Source organism: Leucobacter celer subsp. astrifaciens (assembly GCF_001273835.1).
GTDB classification, from domain to species: Bacteria; Actinomycetota; Actinomycetes; order Actinomycetales; family Microbacteriaceae; genus Leucobacter; species Leucobacter celer.
This window is the reverse complement of sequence record NZ_JHEI01000134.1, coordinates 299,805-318,029: the sequence shown is the minus strand read 5'-3', so window position 1 is coordinate 318,029 and position 18,225 is coordinate 299,805. Positions and strand designations below refer to the sequence as shown.

15 protein-coding genes and 1 tRNA gene are annotated in these 18,225 nt (G+C 70.6%); 1 reads left to right on the top strand and 15 read right to left on the bottom strand.

Annotation, left to right across the window (positions count from 1 at the left end):
* Positions 1-2: 2 nt before the first annotated feature.
* The 8 genes from AMS65_RS05510 to AMS65_RS05475 all read right to left on the bottom strand — a co-directional run bounded on the left by AMS65_RS05510 (position 3) and on the right by AMS65_RS05475 (position 10,128).
* The gene (locus AMS65_RS05510) at positions 3-1,169 is read right to left on the bottom strand and encodes an LLM class flavin-dependent oxidoreductase (protein WP_053383140.1); all 1,167 of its coding nucleotides are present in this window, start codon (positions 1,167-1,169) and stop codon (positions 3-5) included.
* Positions 1,170-1,259: 90 nt separating this feature from the next.
* Entirely contained in the window at positions 1,260-2,933 is a 1,674-nt protein-coding gene (locus AMS65_RS05505) for an ABC transporter substrate-binding protein (protein ID WP_053383139.1), read from the bottom strand.
* A 73-nt stretch (positions 2,934-3,006) separates the two neighbouring features.
* The gene (locus AMS65_RS05500; protein WP_053383138.1) at positions 3,007-4,689 is read right to left on the bottom strand and encodes a dipeptide ABC transporter ATP-binding protein; all 1,683 of its coding nucleotides are present in this window, start codon (positions 4,687-4,689) and stop codon (positions 3,007-3,009) included.
* Positions 4,686-5,558, bottom strand: a complete 873-nt coding sequence (locus AMS65_RS05495; RefSeq protein WP_053383137.1) for an ABC transporter permease — start codon at positions 5,556-5,558, stop codon at positions 4,686-4,688. Before AMS65_RS05495 ends, AMS65_RS05500 begins: the two co-directional genes overlap by 4 nt.
* The gene (locus AMS65_RS05490) at positions 5,555-6,541 is read right to left on the bottom strand and encodes an ABC transporter permease (RefSeq protein WP_053383136.1); all 987 of its coding nucleotides are present in this window, start codon (positions 6,539-6,541) and stop codon (positions 5,555-5,557) included. The genes AMS65_RS05495 and AMS65_RS05490 overlap by 4 nt, the downstream gene beginning before the upstream one ends.
* Positions 6,542-6,545: 4 nt before the next feature.
* The gene (locus AMS65_RS05485) at positions 6,546-7,868 is read right to left on the bottom strand and encodes a M20 family metallopeptidase (RefSeq protein WP_083451504.1); all 1,323 of its coding nucleotides are present in this window, start codon (positions 7,866-7,868) and stop codon (positions 6,546-6,548) included.
* Positions 7,865-8,815: an aldo/keto reductase gene (locus AMS65_RS05480; protein ID WP_053383135.1), complete on the bottom strand. Its 951-nt coding sequence runs from the start codon at positions 8,813-8,815 to the stop codon at positions 7,865-7,867. Before AMS65_RS05480 ends, AMS65_RS05485 begins: the two co-directional genes overlap by 4 nt.
* Entirely contained in the window at positions 8,812-10,128 is a 1,317-nt protein-coding gene (locus AMS65_RS05475) for an acyl-CoA thioester hydrolase/BAAT C-terminal domain-containing protein (protein WP_053383134.1), read from the bottom strand. Before AMS65_RS05475 ends, AMS65_RS05480 begins: the two co-directional genes overlap by 4 nt.
* Before the next feature lie 204 nt (positions 10,129-10,332).
* Between AMS65_RS05475 and AMS65_RS19355 the strand changes: the two genes are divergently transcribed.
* Positions 10,333-10,404 (top strand) — tRNA-Met (locus AMS65_RS19355).
* Positions 10,405-10,422: 18 nt separating this feature from the next.
* On the opposite strand, the gene AMS65_RS05470 is transcribed toward AMS65_RS19355, so the two are convergent.
* The 7 genes from AMS65_RS05470 to AMS65_RS05440 all read right to left on the bottom strand — a co-directional run bounded on the left by AMS65_RS05470 (position 10,423) and on the right by AMS65_RS05440 (position 18,178).
* The gene (locus AMS65_RS05470; protein WP_053383133.1) at positions 10,423-11,817 is read right to left on the bottom strand and encodes an FGGY-family carbohydrate kinase; all 1,395 of its coding nucleotides are present in this window, start codon (positions 11,815-11,817) and stop codon (positions 10,423-10,425) included.
* The gene (locus AMS65_RS05465; protein WP_053383132.1) at positions 11,814-13,283 is read right to left on the bottom strand and encodes an FAD-binding oxidoreductase; all 1,470 of its coding nucleotides are present in this window, start codon (positions 13,281-13,283) and stop codon (positions 11,814-11,816) included. Before AMS65_RS05465 ends, AMS65_RS05470 begins: the two co-directional genes overlap by 4 nt.
* Before the next feature lie 192 nt (positions 13,284-13,475).
* Entirely contained in the window at positions 13,476-14,252 is a 777-nt protein-coding gene (locus AMS65_RS05460; protein ID WP_053383131.1) for an SDR family oxidoreductase, read from the bottom strand.
* Positions 14,249-15,778: an NAD-dependent succinate-semialdehyde dehydrogenase gene (locus AMS65_RS05455; protein WP_053383130.1), complete on the bottom strand. Its 1,530-nt coding sequence runs from the start codon at positions 15,776-15,778 to the stop codon at positions 14,249-14,251. Before AMS65_RS05455 ends, AMS65_RS05460 begins: the two co-directional genes overlap by 4 nt.
* The gene (locus AMS65_RS05450) at positions 15,775-16,698 is read right to left on the bottom strand and encodes an NAD(P)-dependent oxidoreductase (RefSeq protein WP_053383129.1); all 924 of its coding nucleotides are present in this window, start codon (positions 16,696-16,698) and stop codon (positions 15,775-15,777) included. The genes AMS65_RS05455 and AMS65_RS05450 overlap by 4 nt, the downstream gene beginning before the upstream one ends.
* A complete protein-coding gene (gene fae / locus AMS65_RS05445) occupies positions 16,695-17,237 on the bottom strand; it encodes a formaldehyde-activating enzyme (protein WP_053383128.1) in 543 nt (180 codons plus the stop codon). Before fae ends, AMS65_RS05450 begins: the two co-directional genes overlap by 4 nt.
* Entirely contained in the window at positions 17,237-18,178 is a 942-nt protein-coding gene (locus AMS65_RS05440) for a glycine betaine ABC transporter substrate-binding protein (protein WP_053383127.1), read from the bottom strand. The genes fae and AMS65_RS05440 overlap by 1 nt, the downstream gene beginning before the upstream one ends.
* Positions 18,179-18,225 lie beyond the last annotated feature (47 nt).

Below are 18,225 nucleotides of genomic sequence, written 5' to 3'. Positions count from 1 at the left end.
CCTTACGGTCGCGGGTGTGATGTGCTCGAGAGTGCCGCCGAGGGGTCGGCTGCGGGAGTGTCGAAGGCGCCGGGCGGCGCGCTCCCCACGTCGGGCTCCGCGATGCCCTCGCGGTACGGCGTCGTAGGTCGCGGCAGCGGCCGGTGCGGAATTCCGGGATCGGCGTACGGAACGGCGGTGCGGGGGGCGTCCGCCTGCAGGCCCGGCAGCTCCGCGGCGAAGAGCTCGATCGATTCGAGCGCGTGCGCGTGCGCGATGCCCGGGCCCTGGAACTGGATCGCCGTCTGCTCGGTACCGCCGAACTGCTCGGTCCACTCCCAGATCCGGTCGGCGACCTCGCTCGCCGTTCCCACGGCGAAGCTGAGCTTCTCGGCGATGTCGTCGAAGCTCTCGCTGTCGGGCCCGCCCCGCCAGTCCGTCGCGAGGTAGACGCCCGCGTACTCGCGCAGGAACTCGACGGCGCGCTGCCGCGCGAGCTCCCGGGTCGGTGCGACGAGGCCCGAGCGCAGGTGCACGACCTCGCCGTTCGGCACCGCCTCCCGGTACTCGGCGTTGATGCGCAGCCGCTCCGCGAGCGGCAGCGGGCGCGGGATCATGAGCCGGTAGCCGTGCTCGCGGGCCAGGCCGGTCGCGTTCCGGCCGGCCGCGGTCCAGATCAGATCGCGGGCCGGGCGTCCGGCGGGCGGCGATATCTCCACGTCCCGGTACCGGTAGAACTCGCCGTCGAAGTTCACGACGCCCTCATCGATCGCGATCCGGAGGATCTCGTGGATCTCCCTCGCCCGCGCAGCGGCGTCCTCGGCCTCGAAGTCGAAGACGCGAGCGAACTGCTCGCTCGTCATGCCGGTCCCGACGCCGAGGTCGAGGCGCCCGCCGCTCAGCGCGTCGAGCAGCAGCGCGGCTTCGGCGAGCCGGATCGGATCGTAGTACGGCGCGCACACGATCGCCGTGCCGAGGCGGATGCGCTCGGTCCTGCCGCTCAGGCGCGCGAGCAGCAGCAGCGGATCCGGCACCTCCCCCCGGGAGCGGAAGTGGTGCTCCGTGATCCACACCCCGTTGTAGCCGAGTCGATCCCCGAGCACGACCTGCTCTTCGATGTCGCGGTAGAGCTGGGCCGGGCTCTGCCCGGAGGAGACGTCGCCGTAGTAGAACAGATCGATGCGGGGCACGGGAGTCCTTTCGCCCTCAGGAGGCTGGTGTGATGGTGAAGGCGGTTCCGGGCGCCGTGCGCGGCACCCGGAACCGCGGGGAGGGGCCGGCTACTCGCTCAGCCAGACGTCGAAGAAGCTGTCGGTGTAGCCGACGGCGTCGAACGACCATCCGTTGACGGCGGAGGTGGTGCCGACGATCTTCTTCGGGATGTAGACCGGCACCGCGTAGCCGCGATCCAGGATCAGCGACTGCGCCTCGTGCGCCGCATCGATCCGCTCATCGGCTTCGAGCGAGGTGGAGATGGTGCCGTAGAGCGCATCGATATCCGGGTCGTTCACGAGGCCGTAGTTGATGCCGTTCGTGAAGCCCTCGCGCGGGATCTGGGTCGAGACGAACGGCACCACGGAGGTGCCCACGTCGGCGAAGCCGCGCGACGAATCGGCGAGGTGGTGCTCGCCCTTCGCGAGTTCGGTGCCGAAGGAGCCGGTGTCGAACGGGATCCGCTCGACCTCGAAGCCGGCCTCCTTCAGCGAGGAGGCAATCGCCTCGCCCAGCTGCTGGCGCTGATCGGTCTGCGCGTAGAGGCTGTCGACGTACCAGTCGAGGTGCAGGCGCTCGCCGTCCTTGACGCGGTAGCCGTCGCCGTCGATCTCGGTCCACCCGGCCTCCTCGAGCAGGGCGATCGCCTCGTCGAGGTCGTAACCCCACGAGTCGACGAGATCCTCGTCGAACGAACCGGCCGGCGGTGTGCCGGGAAGCGTCGTGCTCCACGCCTTCTCGTAGACGCCGGCGTAGATGCTCTGCAGCAGGCCGTCGATGTCGATCGCCGAGCGGAACGCGAGACGCACGTTCTCATCGTCGAACGGAGCCAGATTGGGATTGATGTTCAGCAGCCACGGGGTGCCCGTGTTGTCCTGCGTGATGATCTGGTTGCCCGCGCTCTCCACCTCGGGGATGTTGAGCGGCGGTACCTGGTCGATCGCGTCCGCCTGACCGGAGTTCAGCGAGCCGATGCGCGACTGGGGCTCCGGCACGAACTGGATCACGACCTCGTCGAGGTACGCGGCGCCCTGATGGTCCCGGGTCTCGGGAGCCCAGGCGTAGTCCTCGAAGCGCTCGAGCACGAGCTTCGATCCCGCGACGTACTCGGCCACCTGGAAGGGTCCGGATCCGATCGACAGCGTCGGATCCGCGCTGCGCTGGCCCGGCTCGGTCTCGCTGAGCACCTTGCCGGAGTAGATCGGCCAGTGCGGAGTCGAGAGCTGGTGGATGAACGCCGCGTTCGGGCGCGCGAGATCCACGCTGAGGGTGTACTCGTCCACGACCTCCGTCGACTCGATGAAGCTCGACGACGTCGCGAGGCCCGGCTCGTTCAGCGGCCGGTCGAGGTTCTGCTTGAGCACCTCGGCGTTGAACGGGGAGCCGTCGTGGAAGACGACGTCCTCGCGGAGGGTGAAGGTGTAGTTCAGCCCGTCGTCCGAGATCTCCCACCCGGTCGCGAGATACGGGTGGTACGTGCCGTCCTCCGCCTGGGCGACCACCTGATCGAAGATGCTCGAGTTGATGGAGTTGACGTTCAGGCTCGGGACGACCTGGCTGTCCCAGGTGGGCGGCTCGGTGTTGGCGAGATAGGTGAGCGTTCCGCCCGCGACGGGGGCGGTGCTCGAATCGTCCGCGCCCGCTGACCCGGTGTCTCCCGAGGAGCAGGCGGCGAGGCCGAGAGCGAGGGCGAGGCCGAGAGCGAGGCCGGTGGCCGCTCGGCGCAGTGGTCTGCGTGTCATGATGGGTTCCTTACTGGATGGACCGGCCGCGCGATGCCGCCGCCGGGAATGGTGCGAATGGGAAGAATCGGAGTCACAGTCTCGGTATCGCCGAGATCAGTTCTCTGGTGTACGGGTGTTCGGGCTGTTCGAATATCTGCTCGGGCTCCCCGGTCTCGACGATGCGGCCGTGCTGCATCACGGCGACGTCATGGGCGATGTGCCGGATCACTCCCAGGTCGTGCGAGATGAACAGGAGCGAGACGCCGAGCTGATCCTGCAGATCGGTCAGCAGATCGAGCACCTGCGCCTGGATCGAGACGTCCAGCGCGGAGACCGGCTCGTCGCAGACGATCACCTCCGGATCCGTGGCGAGCGCCCGCGAGATCGACACGCGCTGCCGCTGGCCGCCCGAGAGTTCCAACGGGTGGCGCCCGAGGTGCTCGCCCCGCAGCCCGACCTGCTCGAGCAGCTGCACGGCCCGGTCCAGGCGGTCCTCCGGGGGAACGCCGGCCGCGCCGAGCGCCTCGGTGAGGATCGCGCGCACGGAGTCGCGGGGATCGAACGAGCCCAGCGGATCCTGCGAGATCGTCTGGATCCGCCGCCTCCGCATTCGCCGTTTCCGCTCCGGCACGCTCGACCACGGCTCTCCGTCGAGGCGGACCTCGCCGGAGCTCGGCTCCGTCAGGCCCAGGACGATTCCGGCGGCGGTCGATTTGCCCGATCCGGATTCGCCGACCAGCCCGAGCGTGGTGCCCCGGCGCACGTCGAACGACACGTCGAACAGCACCTGGGTACCGCCGCCCCCGGGGCGGGGATACACCTTGTTCAGTGCGCGCGCCTCGATCACCGGAGGGGCCGGATCGGCGCTCCCCGGTGCGAGCGGCTGCGCGGCCGGAACCCGCCGATCGGCGAAGGAGAAGGGCGGGAGCTTCGACAGCCGGGTGCCCCGGGAGCTGCCCGAGGGAATCGCGGCGATGAGCTCTTTCGTGTACGAGGCCTGCGGATCCCGGAGCACCGCGTCGGGGTCGCCGCGTTCGACCAGCTCCCCGCCCCGCAGCACGAGGATCTCATCCGCGAGCGAGGACACGACGGCGAGGTCGTGGCTGACGAGCAGCAGCCCGGTCCCCTGAGCCTTCAGGCGCGCGAGCAGCGCCAGCACCTGCTTCTGCACGGTGACGTCGAGCGCGGTCGTCGGCTCGTCGGCGATCAGCACCCTGGGGTTCGCCGCCACGGCGCTCGCGATGAGCGCGCGCTGCCGCAGCCCGCCCGAGAGCTGGTGCGGGTACTGGCGGAGCCGGAGTGCTGCATCAGCGATCCCGACCTCCGAGAGCAGCTCCGCGGACCGCGAGAGGCGCTCCGGCCGGTTCAGCTCGGTGTGCAGCCGGAGGGGCTCGTTCAGCTGACCGCGGATGTTCACGAGGGGATCGAGCGAGACGAGCGCGTCCTGCAGCACGAGACCCACCTCTCGGCCGCGGAGCCCGCGCCACTCGCGCTCGTCGAGGCGCAGCAGGTCGTGCGCGCCCACCGTCAGGCGATCGGCCGTGACGGTCGATCCCCGCCCGGCGAGGCCGAGGAGGCTGCGCGCCGTGACGCTCTTGCCCGATCCCGACTCCCCGACGAGCGCGACGCAGCGTCCGGGTTCGAGGGTGAAGCCGATGCCGGAGACGACCGTCGTACCGTCGAAGGCGACGCTGAGATTCTCGACGCGCACGAGCGCATCGATCGCGGCGGCGGTCTCCGGAGCGCTCACCGCTCCGACCGCTGCGGCGCTCACAGGGAGCTCCGCTTCGAGACGAAGCGCTGCTGCAGGTAGCGCCCGGTCACCGTGACCGAGATCACCGTGACGGTGATGAAGACACCGGGCCACACCGCGATCCAGGGTGCGATGCTGAGATACTGCCGGGCCTCCGAGAGCATGAGTCCCCACTCCGGGGTCGGCGGCACGGACCCGAGTCCGAGGAAGCTGAGCGCGGCGCCGAAGATGATGCTCACGCCGACGCCGAGCACGGAGCTCACGAGCACCGGCCCGAGACTGTTGGGCACCACGTGGCGGGTGACGAGCACCGACGGCCGCAGCCCCAGCGCCAGCCCCGACGCGACGAATCCGGATCCGCGCACCTGCAGCACCTGCGCGCGCACGAGACGCGCGGCGCCGGGGATGCGCCCGAGGCCGACCGCCCAGATGAGGCTCCACTGGCCGGGCCCGAGGATCGTGATCGTCAGCAGCGCGATCATCACCTCGGGGAAGGCGAGCAGGATGTCGAGGAATCGTGTGATCACCCGGTCGAGGATCCCGCTCGCATAGCCCGCGACGACTCCGAGCAGGATGCCGCCGAGCAGGCCGATGAGCGTGGCGCCGATGCCGAGCGAGATCGAGTAGAACGCGCCGTGCACGATGCGCGAGTAGAGATCGCGCCCGAGCTGGTCGGTGCCGAGCCAGTGCGCCGCGCTCGCGGGCTGCAGCGCATCCGCGGGTCTGCCGAACAGCGGGTCGTGCGTCGCGAAGAGGCCGGGGGCGACCGCCGCGACGAGCAGCAGCGCGAACACGACCATCGCGAGCAGCACGCCGAACGGCGGAACGCCGGAGCGGCGGGAGGTTTTCTGGGGAGCGGTGGCGGCGCTTCCGGGAATCGTGGCCGTCATGGTCTCCCCTGTCGCAGTCTCGGGTCGATGATCGGATAGAGCATGTCGACGATCGTGTTGATCACGATGAAGATGAAGGCCGCGAAGACGACGAAGCCGAGCACGAGGGGGATGTCCCGGTCCTGCACCGCGGAGACCGCAAGACGGCCTATCCCCGGCCGGGCGAACAGCGTCTCGACGACGGCCGTGCCGCTGAGCAGGGAACCGAAGATCACGCTGCTCAGGGTGAGCGCGGGCAGGCTCGCGTGGCGGAGGACGTGATCGGTGCGGAGACGCGTCTCCCCGAGCCCCCGCGCGCGGATCGTCGTGACGAACGGCTCGTGGAGCGTGTGCTCCATGCGCTCCCTGAGCACCTGCGAGAGCACGCCGATCAGGGGCACCGCGAGGGTGATCACCGGCAGCACGAGGCTCGCCGGGCCGTCGTTGCCGAACGCGGGCAGCCAGCGCAGGCTGAAGGAGAACAGGGTGATCAGCAGGATCCCGAGCCAGAACGAGGGAATCGACACCGCGACGAGCTCGAAGCCCTGCGCGAGGAAGCGCACCCGGCGCTGCCTGCCCGAGGTCGCGAGCGAGAACAGCACCGCGACGCCGACGGCGACGATCATCGCCCAGACCGTCAGCTCCACCGTCGAGCCGAACTCCTTGAAGAGCAGGTCGACCACCGGGGTCGCCCGCAGGTAGCTCACTCCGAAGTCGAGGCGCACGATGCCCGCGAGATAGGAGAAGTACTGCACGATCAGCGGCTGATCGAGCCCGTAGTGGGCTGCGATCTCAGCGCGCATCTCCGGGGTCGCCTCCTGCACGCCGGCGAGCAGCTTGTCGAGCGGGTCGCCGGGGATCAGCTGCAGCGCGATGAAGGTGATCGTCGCCGCGGCCCAGAGCACGAGGACGATGTCGACGAGGGAACGTCCGAGCTTGTGCACCCAGCTGGGGGCGCCGCGGCGGTGCGCCGCGATCACCCGCGTGTCGATGTCGGCGGTCATGCGGTCACGCCTCCCACCGGCGGCGGCCGCCGCGCGCCTGGAACTCGGCGTCGGCTGCGGCGCGCAGCCCGGGATCCGCGAGATAGTCGGCGGCGAGGCCGCCGAGTGCGATCGCCCCGTCGACGAGCGCGCGGATCGCCGGTTCCCGCACCGTCGTCTCGGCGAACTCCGCGTTGTGGGGCACGACGTCCGGCGAGCCGCCGAGTCCGAGCGCCGGATGGATGGCCGGGATGAACTGACTGACGTTGCCCATGTCGGTCGACGGACCGCCCTGACGGGCGACCGCGGGGGTCACCGGCACGGTGCGACCGCGCGCGGTGAGGTGCCGCGCCCAGCGCTTCACGAGCTCGGTGTTCTGCACGAGCGGCAGGTAGGGCGGCTCGAAGTCGAGATCGATCTCGGCTCGCGTGCCCGTGGCGAGGGCGGCGCCCTCGAGGATGTCCACCACACGATCGGTGAGCACCTTCAGCGTGTCGATCTCCGTCGAGCGGATCAGGAACACGGCCGAGGCGCGATCCGGCACCACGTTCGGTGCGGCGCCGCCGTCGGTGATGATCCCGTGCAGACGGTCGACCGGCAGGATGTGCTGACGCAGCTGCGCGACCGACTGGTAGGCCGTCACGACCGCGTCGAGGGCGTTGAGGCCCAGGTACGGGCTGAGTGCGGCGTGCCCGGCTCTGCCGTGGTACGTCACCGAGACCCGGCGCACGCCGCTCGTGCCGGGCCCGAAGATCGGGCTGACCGAATCGCCCACCGAGGGGTGCACCATGCCCGCCGCGTCGACGTCGTCGAAGCCGCCCGCGCGGATGATGAGCTCCTTGCCCGCCCCGCCCTCCTCCGCCGGGGTGCCGATGAGCGAGACGCGACCGCCCAGGCGTTCGACGACGTCGCGCACGCCGAGGAAGGCGCCGACCGCGATGCCCGCGATCACGTTGTGCCCGCACGCGTGCCCGATCCCGGGAAGCGCGTCGTACTCCGCGAGGATCGCGAAGTGCGGGCCATCGCCCCCGTCGTCGCCCGCGGTCGCGACGAACGAGGTCGCGAGGCCGAACGCGGGCCGCTGCACCGCGACGCCGTGCGCCTCCAGCAGCTCCGCGATCCGGGCGACCGAGCGGTGCTCCTCGAAACCGACCTCGGGATGCTCGTAGAGATCGACCGCGAGAGCGCGGAGTTCGGCGGAGAGCCCCTCGATCCGCGCCGCGATCCGTTCCTGGAGCGCATCGTCGGCCCCTCGGAACGGGGAGTGCGGGTCGGGTTCGGGATGCACGGCATCCGCCTGCGCCCGCTCGAACGCCAGATAGGTCTCCAGCGGGTCGGTGCCGCTCATGCCTGCTCCTCCGGTCCGTATCGGGGATCGAACGAGAAACCGCCGAGCGCCTCGCGGACCTCGCGCTCGATCCGGGGGACGAGCTCGGCGGGGATCGGCCGCTCGAGCACCGCCAGGTTCTCCACCAGGTGCTGCGGCGACCGCGACCCGACGACCGCGAGGGTGTTCGGCGCCGTCGCGAAGATCCAGGCGAGCTTCAGCTGCGTCGGGGTGAGACCGGTGTCGTCGGCGAATCGCCGCAGCACCTCGTCGACCCGCTCGAACTCCGCGGCCGGCAGCCCCCGGCCGATGAGCGGCCAGTACCCCACGAAGGGGATCCCGCGCTCGGCCAGCGACCCGATGAGCGGGCGGTGCCCCGGCGCTGCGACGTTGTAGACGCTCTGCACCGCGGCGAGTCCCGGCTCGACGCGCAGCACGTCCTCCAGCTGCTCCGCGGTCGGCTCGCTCACGCCGATGCTCCCGACGAGGCCCTGATCGCGCAACTCCTGCAGTGCGCCGAGCTGATCCGCGAGCGGATAGTCCGGATCGATGCGGTGCAGATAGAGCAGGTCGATCCGTTCCCGCCGGAGCCGGTACAGGCTCGCGTGCACCTGCTGGCGCAGGTAGTTCGGGTGGCCCAGCACGTCCCACCGCGTGGGTCCGGGACGGAGCATTCCGACCTTCGTGGAGACGAGCACGTCGGAACGGTCGCCGACGACCTCGCCGATCAGCGTCTCGCTGATCCCGGGACCGAGCGCATCCGCGGTGTCCACGGCGTCGAAACCGGCGTCGAGGGCGGCCCGCAGCACGGCCTTCGAGGCCTCGGGATCCTGCGGGGCTCCCCAGCCGTCGAGGCGGGTCAGGCGCGCGCCGCCGAACACGAGGCGCCTCACGGGCCGGCCGGCGACGGACGTCGTAGCCGCTGCGGGCGCGGTCGCCGCTGCGGCCGTCGTCGAGTACTCGCTCATGCGGTCGCCACCGTCCTTCCCAGGAACTCGAGCACTCGGGGCCACAGGTCCGCTCGCGCGCGGGCGATGCCCTCCGGGGTGCCTCCGAGATTCGTGAATCGCTCGGAGACCCGGCCTGCGTCGGGTCCGATGATGACGGTCGCCGGGCCGTTCGCCGGGCCCAGGGTGTGCCCCGCGTTCTCGTAGCTCAGATGCTGGACCTCGTGGGCGAACCCCTTCTCGCGCAGACGGGACACCGCCCAGTCGCTGAAGATCGCGGACGGCCACAGCACGTCGTCCCGGCCGGAGAGGAAGAGGACCGGACCGTTGATCCGCTCCACGGGGATCTCGTACGGCTCCGGGTCGTCGATCAGCGAGCGGCTGCGGAGCGCACCGATCGCGAAGACCGCGCCGCCGTCGCGCAGCGGCACCGGATGGTCGGGATCGCTGAAGCCGCGGGGCAGGAACGGGATCGGCTCGCCGTTCAGCGTCCACGCCGCGCGCACGGTGTCGTCCCCGATCCTCGCGAACCCCTGATTGACCGTGTTGCTCGGCACCCACGCGAGCACGCCGCGCACCGTCGGGAAGGTGGCCCCGAGCAGCAGCGCGAGCTCTCCGCCGCGGCTGGCACCGCTGACGACCAGTCGGTTCGCATCGACCAGGGGCTGATCGGATAACCAGTTGAAGGCGTTATCGAAGTACTCGAGCGGAATCTCCTCGAGCGTCTCGGGGAGCAGATCCCCGACCCGGAAGTAGCCGAGGGCCAGCGCCGCGTAGCCGTGGGAGGCGTAGAGCGCGCCGAGCGCCTCGGGGATCCCCCCGTTGGACCCCGGCACGACAGCGATGGCCGGGTGCGGTCCCGCTCCCGCCGGGGTGAAGAGCGTGCCGACGACCCCGCTCTCGCGGATCTCACGACGCTCGACGCCCTCGGCGATCGGACGGCGCAGGATGGAGGCCTCGGCGGTGCCGCTGCGCGGCGTCTCGACCCGGAAAGTGAGCTCGAAGGGCCGGATCCCCGACTCGATGAAGCGGCTGTCCCTGATGCGCACGGGCGAGTCCTCCGTGGGACTCAGCGACCAGATGAGCCCGTTCGCGTCGGCCGTGCGATAGCTGCCGTCGACCGGGACGGCTGTCGCGAGATCGACCTGCCCCGCCGCGTCGGCGACGAAGTGCGCGAAGGAGGCCCACCGCGTGTCGCCGAGCTGCTCCGACTCGACGGCGACCGAGACGAGCTCACCCGCGCGAGCGCCGCCGATCCGGACGCGGGTGTCCGCGTCGATGAGCGCATCCGTCGGGGTGACATCGATGTGCAGAGACTCGCTCGCGTGACTCATTTCCCACTCCCGGATGTTCGATGGTGCCGATGACTTCGGCTCAGCTTATGTCTGGCATAAGCACTCCAACAACATGAGTGGGTAACGGGAAGTAATGTCGTAAACCCGTTACTCGATCGCCTCCCCCGAGGCGCAGAAGAACGACCGGGTCACAATCCGCAACAGATGCTGCGGGCCGTTACCCGATCGTTACCATGGGGGTATCGCGGCGACCCGGATGGTTCCGGTACACGGTTCATGACCGAGAAGCAGCGGGTTCGAATCCCGCCGTCGCGTCGAACGGAGCGGCCCCGCTCACCCCTCTTCGAAGAGCGTGCGCACGCGCGGGATGACGCGCGCGTAGCGCTCCCGCACCTCGCGATACGCGGCGGCGAGCGCCGGATCCGGCTCCACCCGCGTCCCCGGACGCACCATCGCGGCCGTCGCCCGATCCCAGTCCGGGTGCAGCCCGGCGGCCACGGCCGCGGTGATCGCCGCCCCGACCCCGGCGGCGTCGGTGATCGCGGGGCGCCGCACCGGCACTTCGAACACCGCGGCGAGCACCGAGAGCATCAGCTCCGAGGCGGCCCCGCCGCCGGTGACGACGAGCTCGTCGATGCGGCGCTCCAACGACACCGCCATGCGCGCGCAGTTGTCGGCCATCGTGATCGCGAGCGCCTCGAGGATCGCCCGGTGCACGTGGAAGCGCCCCTGGGTGCCGTCGAAGCCGACAATCCCGCCCCGCCGCTGCGGTGCTTCGTCGGGCGCGAGCCAGTCGAGCGAGACCACCAGGCCCTCCGCCCCGGGGGGCACGGACTCCGCGCCGCGCCCGAGCTCCTCCTCCGTCATCCCCGAGACCAGATCCCGGAACCAGCTCACGGTCCACATGCCGCGGCGGATCCCGGTGCTCTCGAAGAGGTAGTGTCCGGGGTCGGCCCCGAAATTCACCCAGGTACCGGCCTCCGACGGCTGCGACCGGGTGCCCGTCATCATCGCCGAGACGTACGTGCCGAGCGAGAGCAGCGCCTCCCGCTCCGAGCGGAGACCCGCTCCCAGCGCCTCCACGGCCTTGTCGTTGGAGGTGGCGACGACGGGCAGTCCCGGCGGCAACCCCGTCTCGGCAGCAGCCGCGGCGGTCACCCCGCCGAGCACCGCGCCGGGCGGCACCAGCTCGAAGAGCTGCTCCCGGCGCAGCCCGGTGCGCGCGAAGTCCCCCTCGGCGCGGCTCCAGTCCCAGCGCTCCGCGTCGATGGGCCAGACCCCCTGGTAGTTGCCCGCGGTATCGCGGAACCGGCCGGTCAGGCGATGGCCGATGTACCCCGACGAGGTCGTCACGTAGCGCGCATCGGGCGTCTCGGCCTCGTACGCCCGCGACACCCGCTCGTCCATCCAGCTCATCACGGGCTGCGCGAGGCTGCCGTCGGCGCGCAGCACGGCGCGGCAGAACCTGATCGTGCAGAGACCGAGTCCGCGGATCTGCGAGACGTCGCCGTCGAAGCGGGAGAGCGCCTCTCGGATCGCGGCGGTGATCGAGGTCCACAGATCGTCGTCCGGATGCTCCCACCGGCCCGGCGCCGGTGAGGCGTACGGCCGCAGCGCGACCCGCGCGCTCGCGTGCACGACCCCCGCGGCATCGAAGATCGAGACCTTCGTGCTCTGCGAGCCGTTGTCGACCGCGATCACATACGCCGCCACCCGCGCCCCGCTCACTCCGCCGCTGCGACGGGGTAGATCGTGCCCCGGTTCATGATCCCGTTCGGATCGAACCCGCGCTTGAGGGTCTCGAGCATCGCGTAGGCGCTGCCGTGCTCCTCGAGCGTCCACGGCGTGCGGTACTTGCCGATGCCGTGGTGGTGCACCATCGAGCCGCCGAGCCGCAGCGCCTCCTCGACCACGATGGCGTTGAGCGGCTCGTGGTACTCGGTGATCTCGTCGCGCGGGTCGCAGTCGATGTTGTAGTCGTAGACGAAGTAGAGGTTCGTGCCGGTCTGGTAGCTGTGCGAGGAGTGCGCGCCGAGCATGGTGAGGTCGGCGGCGCGCGCAAACTCCGTGCGCGCCCGGCGCATCACCGACTCGAAGAGCTCCTCGACCCCCGACCAGTCGATCGACACCTCGGTCGTGTAGCCGAGGTGCGCTTTCTCGAGCATCGTGCGCTTCTCGGCATCGATCTTGTCCTGGCCCCAGTTCAGCCCGTCGAACCACTCCTCGACGAGCGCGGGATCGACGCGCTCGTGCGGGATGTCGGCGAAGATCCGCTCGACGCCCTCGGCGGTCGCGTCAGCGACGCCCTGCGGCCCCTCGGCGACGACCACGACGACGGACTTGCCGCCGGCGAAGTGGGCGAAGTGCTGTGCGGCGTCCTCCTCGGAGTAGGCTCGCGCGACCGAGGGGTGGTAGCCCTCCGTGATGATCCGGCGCAGGCCGTCGACTCCGGCGGGCAGCGAGTCGACGAGGTAGCCGAGGAAGCGGTGGTTCTCGGGCTGGAATTTGAAGAGCTTGACGGTGACCTCGGTGATGAAGCACAGTGCGCCCTCGTTGCCGATCACGATGTGGCGGATGTCCGGCCCCGCCGCGCGGCGCGGCACGTTCTTGATGCGGCTGACCTCACCGCCGGGGAAGACCGCCTCGAGGCCGACCACCATGTCCTCGATGCCGCCGTACAGGGTCGAGAACTGGCCGATCGAGCGCGTCGCGACCAGCCCGCCCATCTGGGCGATCGGCTTCGACTGCGGAGAGTGCCCGGTCGTGAGCCCCTGCGCGCGCAGCGTGTCCTCGAGCACCTGCAGCGGTACGCCGCACTGGGCGGTGACCATCATGTCGACGGGATCGATGTCGAGGATCGCGTCCATCTGCGAGCCGTCGAGCACGATGGAGTCCTCGACGATGGTCTCGAGCCCGCCCTCCGTCGCGGTGCGGCCGGTGCGGGGCACCACGTTCACGAGGTGCTCGTCGGCGAACGCGAGCACCTTCGCCACGTCCTCGGTGGACCGGGCGAGGACGATGGCGGCCGGGATCGGGCCGTCGTAGATGCCGTGCACGGCGGTGTACTTCTTGAAGCGGTCGACGCTCGCCTCGCGCAGCTCCTGCGCGTCGGTGACGACCTGCGCCTCGCCGACGAGACCGTGCAGCGCGGAGACGATGTCGGATCGGCTGAGGTCCGATCGTGATGCAACCATGGGAATGAGGATCCTGTTCTTTCGTGGAGGTTCGTTACTGACTGCGTGAGCAGATACCGCCGGTTGAGCGAGCGAAGCGAGTCGAAACCCGATACTCCGGTGATTTCGATACTTCGACTCGTCGCTGCGCTCCTCGCTCAGCACGGCGCTCGGCTTCGGTCAGCGGGGTGAGAATCAATTGACACGGCCCATTCAGCGGACGAGGTAGCCGCCGTCGACGGTCAGCACGTGACCGTTGACGTACTCGGAGGCCCGGCCGGCGAGGAACACGGTCGCCCCCATCAGGTCGGCGACGTCTCCCCACCTCCCGGCCGGGGTGTGCTCGAGCACCCGGCGGTTGCGCTCGGGATCGGTGCGGGTCTCCTCCGTGATCCGGGTGGCGAAGTAGCCGGGGGCGATCGCGTTGACCTGGATGCCGTGCGGGCCCAGCTCGTCGGCGTACGCCTTGGTGAAGCCGACGATGCCGTGCTTCGTCGCGGCGTAGGCCGGGGACCCGAGACCGCCGAGGAACGCGAAGAGCGAGGCGATGTTGATGATCTTGCCCGAGCCCTGCGCGATCATGTGCCGCGCGGCCTCGTGGCTCATCTCGAAGGCGGCGGTGAGGTTCACCGCGACCATCGGGTCCCACTGCTCCCGGCCGAAGTCGGTCACGTCGGCGATCCTGCTGATGCCGGCCGAGTTCACGAGGATATCGACCCCGCCGAGGGCTTCGACGCAGGCCGCGACGGCCTCGGCGGGCGCGCCGGCCCGAGTGATATCGACCGTGAGCTCCTCGTACCGGCGACCCTCCGCCCGCACGAGCGCGGCCGTCTCGCCCCCGTCGGAGAAGAGCCCCGGCACGAACACGTCGGCGCCGGCCTTGGCGAGCGCGAGCGCGAAGCCCTGCCCGAGCCCGGTGTTCCCGCCCGTGACGATCGCGCGCTTCCCCTCCAGGGAGAAGAGATCCAGGGAGAAATCTGTGATGTTCAATCCAGCTCCTTCGAGACTGTCTGCCGGGTTCGAGCGAAGGGGTCGGAGATGCCGATGTAGCGGGTCTCGAGGTACTCCTCGATGCCCTCGAAGCCGCCCTCGCGACCGAGGCCCGACTGCTTCACCCCGCCGAACGGCGCGGCCGGGTTCGACACGATGCCGGTGTTCAGGCCGAACATGCCCGTATCGAGCCGCTCGGCGAGCCGGAGCGCGCGGTTCAGATCGCGCGTGTACGCGAAGCAGACGAGCCCGAACTCGCTGTCGTTCGCGAGCTCCACCGCCTCATCCTCCGTGCCGAAGGTCACGATCGGCGCGACGGGGCCGAAGATCTCCTCGCGCAGGATCCGCGCCTCTCGCGGCACGTCCACCAGTACGGTGGCGGGATAGAAGTACCCCGGGCCGTCGGGGGCCTCCCCGCCGAGCGCCAGCGTCGCGCCGTCCTCCTGCGCATCGGCCACGAGCGCCGCGACCTTGTCGCGCGTCGCCGCGTCGACCAGCGGGCCGAGCGTGGTGTCCGGCTCCGTGCCGCGGGCGAGCACGCACCCGCGCATCCGCGCGACGAGCTTCTCCGAGAACTCCGCCGCCACGCGCTCGTGCACGAGGAAGCGGTTCGCGGCGACGCAGGCCTCGCCGCCGTTGCGCAGCTTGGCGAGCAGGGCGCCCTCGACGGCCGCGTCGATGTCGGCGTCCTCGAAGACCAGGAAGGGCGCGTTGCCGCCGAGCTCCATCGAGACGCGGAGCACCTGATCCGCGGCGTCGGCGATGAGTCGCCGGCCCACCTCGGTCGAGCCGGTGAAGGAGAGCTTGCGCAGCCGGTGATCCTTCAGCAGCGGCCCGGTCACGGCGCCGGCCCGCGAGGTCGGAATGAAGTTCACGACCCCGGCCGGCACGCCGGCCTCGAGCAGCACCTCGCCGAGCAGCAGCGCCGTCAGCGGCGTCAGCGCGGCGGGCTTCAGCACGGAGGTGCACCCCGCGGCGAGCGCCGGAGCTATCTTGCGCGTCGCCATGGCGAGCGGGAAGTTCCAGGGGGTGACGAACAGGCACGGGCCCACGGGTCGCTTCGCCACGAGCAGCCGGTTCTTGCCGTCGGGTGCGGTGGCGTAGCGCCCCGAGATCCGCGGCGCCTCCTCCGAGAACCAGCGCAGGAACTCGGCGCCGTAGGCCGCCTCTGCGCGCGACTCGGCGAGCGGCTTGCCCATCTCGAGGGTCATCAGCAGCGCGAAGTCCTCGGCCCGCTCGGTGACGAGCTCGAAGGCGCGGCGCAGGATCTCGGCCCGCGCCCGCGGGGCCGTCGCCGCCCAGGCCTCCTGCGCGGCGTCGGCCGCGGCGAGCGCCGCCTCGCCGTCCTCGGGCGTCGCGTCGGCGACCAGGGCGAGCGTTTCGCCCGTCGCGGGATCGGTCACGGGGAACTCGGCCCCGGCGGAGCCATCCCGCCACTCCCCCGCGATCAGCAGCCGGGTGGGTACGCGCTCCAGCAGTTCGCGTTCGCTCGCGCTCACGGCGCTCACGGCGCTCGCCCCGCTCATGCGCCGACCCCCAGCCGCAGCGGGTGACCCAGCAGATCCTCGTAGAGCTTGAACGGCGTCATCTCCCCGGCGCGGTCGCCGTAGCTGGCCCGCGCCCTGCGGAACACCTGCTCGACGAGCGACGACAGCTCCGCGGGCATGCCCACCGAGCGGGCGAGATCCACCGACAGGCCCAGGTCCTTGCAGGCGAGCGCGATGGCGAAGCCCTCGTCGTAGTCGCCGTCGTTCAGGATCGAGAGCACGTCGCGCTCGACGAAGGTGCTGTTCGCGGGGCTCGCGATCAGCGAGTCGCGCAGCACCCCGAGGTCCACACCGGCCTTGACGCCGATCGAGAGCACCTCGGCGGTCGCCACGAGGTGCGAGAACCACAGCTGGTTGATCATCAGCTTCACCGCGTAGCCGGCGCCGGCGCCGCCGACGTGGAGGATCCGATCCGGATCCCCCATCGCCTCGAACACCGGGCGCAGCCGGGCGACGTCCTCGGCCTCGCCGCCGACGAAGATCTGCAGCATGCCGCTCGCGGCCCCCACCGACATCCCGCTCACCGGCGCGTCGAGGATCCTGAGCCCTCGACCAGCGTGCTCCGCGCGGATCCGATCGGTCACATCCGGCACCGAGGTGGACATGTCCACCCAGGTGCCCCCGTCGGGAATGCCCGCGAGGATACCGTCCGGAGCGCTCGCGACCTCGGCGACGTGCCGGGGCGTCGGCAGCATCGTGATCACGAGGTCACCGGCCGCGGCGACCTCGGCCGCGGTGTCGGCCCAGCGGGCGCCACCCACGATCAGGGCATCGGCGGCCTCGCGCCGGATGTCGGTGACGACGAGCGGGAAGCCCGCGGCCTGCAGGTTCCTCGTCATACCTGAGCCCATGCTGCCGAGTCCGATGAACCCGACGGTGGGCAAGGTGGTGTTGGTCATGCTTCGCTGGCTGCTTTCGGGGTGAAGAAGGGATTGGACGGTTGGTGGCGGGCCGCGAGCACCTCGTCGAGCGCGGGGAGCGCGGCGGCGCCGTTTCGGAGTGCGGTGCGAGTGGCCTCGCGGTTGTTGGCGTACACGGTCTCGGCGTCGTCGGCGTCGGGGTTGACCCACACCGCGGCGATGAGCGCGTGCGTCTCGGCCGCCTCGGCGGGGACGGATCCCTCGGCCACCGCATCGGCCACCCCGGCTGCGACACCGGCCTGCGCCGGGCCCCAGATGTGGGTCCCGTGCTCGTCGCTCGCGGGGGCGGCCTTGGTGACGAACAGGGTGAGCGGCTTCACCGGGAGCGACGGCCGGAGCACGGCCACGAAGGGGACGTGCCCCTGGCTCGGGGTGGCGAGTGCCGTCGCCCACGCCGCCCCGGCGGGTCCGTCGCGGTGACCGAGCACCGTGTTGATGTGCGCGGCGTTGACGCCGTCGCCGACGAAGCTCTCGCCGATCTGCACGGACTGCGCCGGCTGCTGCGCGGTTCCCGTCATCAGATGAGCCCCTGCTCTTCGAGCCAGTCGATGGCGACGTCCTGGGGATCCTCGCCGTCGACGTCCACGAGCGCGTTGAGGCGCTGCATCTCCTCGGTGGTGAGCAGCGGGCTGACGAGGTCCATGACGTCGGCGATCGCGGGGTACTCGTCGAGCGTCGACTGCTTCAGCGTGAAGCCGCCCTGGTAGCTGGGGAAGAACTCGAGATCGTCCTCCATCACCACGAGGTTCAGCGCGGGGATGCGCCCGTCGGTCTGGAACACCTCGCCGAAGTTGCAGTCGGTGCCCTTCTCGGTCGCGGTGTAGATCACGCCGGTGTCGAGCATCGTGATGTTGGAGTCGGGCGCGTCGAAGCCGTAGGCGGCCTTGAGGCCCGGCCAGCCGTCGTCGCGCGTCGAGAACTCGCTCTCGATGCAGAACGTCTGATCCGCGCTCGGCAGCTTCGCGACGTCGCTGAGGCTCTGCACTCCCAGCGCGTCCGCCTCGCTCTGGCGGATCGCGAATGCGTAGGTGTTGTTGAAGGGCGCGGGCTCGAGCCAGGCGATGCCGTGCTCGGCGTCCGCATCGCGCACCGCCTCGAACTGGGCCTCGGCCCCCTGCACCGGCTCGGTGTTGCCGTTGTAGGTGATCCACGAGGTGCCCGTGTACTCCCAGTAGCCGAGGAACTGATCGTTCTCGAGGGCCTGGCGCACGTTGGCCGATCCGACGAGCTTGGTGTTGGCCTCCACGTCGGCCCCGTGGGCGTTGAGCAGCTCGGTCGTGATGTGGGCGAGGATGTACTGCTCCGAGAAGTCCTTCGACCCGATCTCGCCGGTGAGACCGGAGAGCTCGTCGCTCGCCGAGGATCCGCCGCCCGAGCCCCCGGAGGAGCAGGCGGTGAGGAGGAGCGACCCCGCCGCGAGGGCGGCGAGGGCCAGCGTTGCGGTGTTCCGTTTGTTCATGGTGGTTCCCTTTCGGTGTGAATCGGAGGTAGATGACGAAGCGGGGG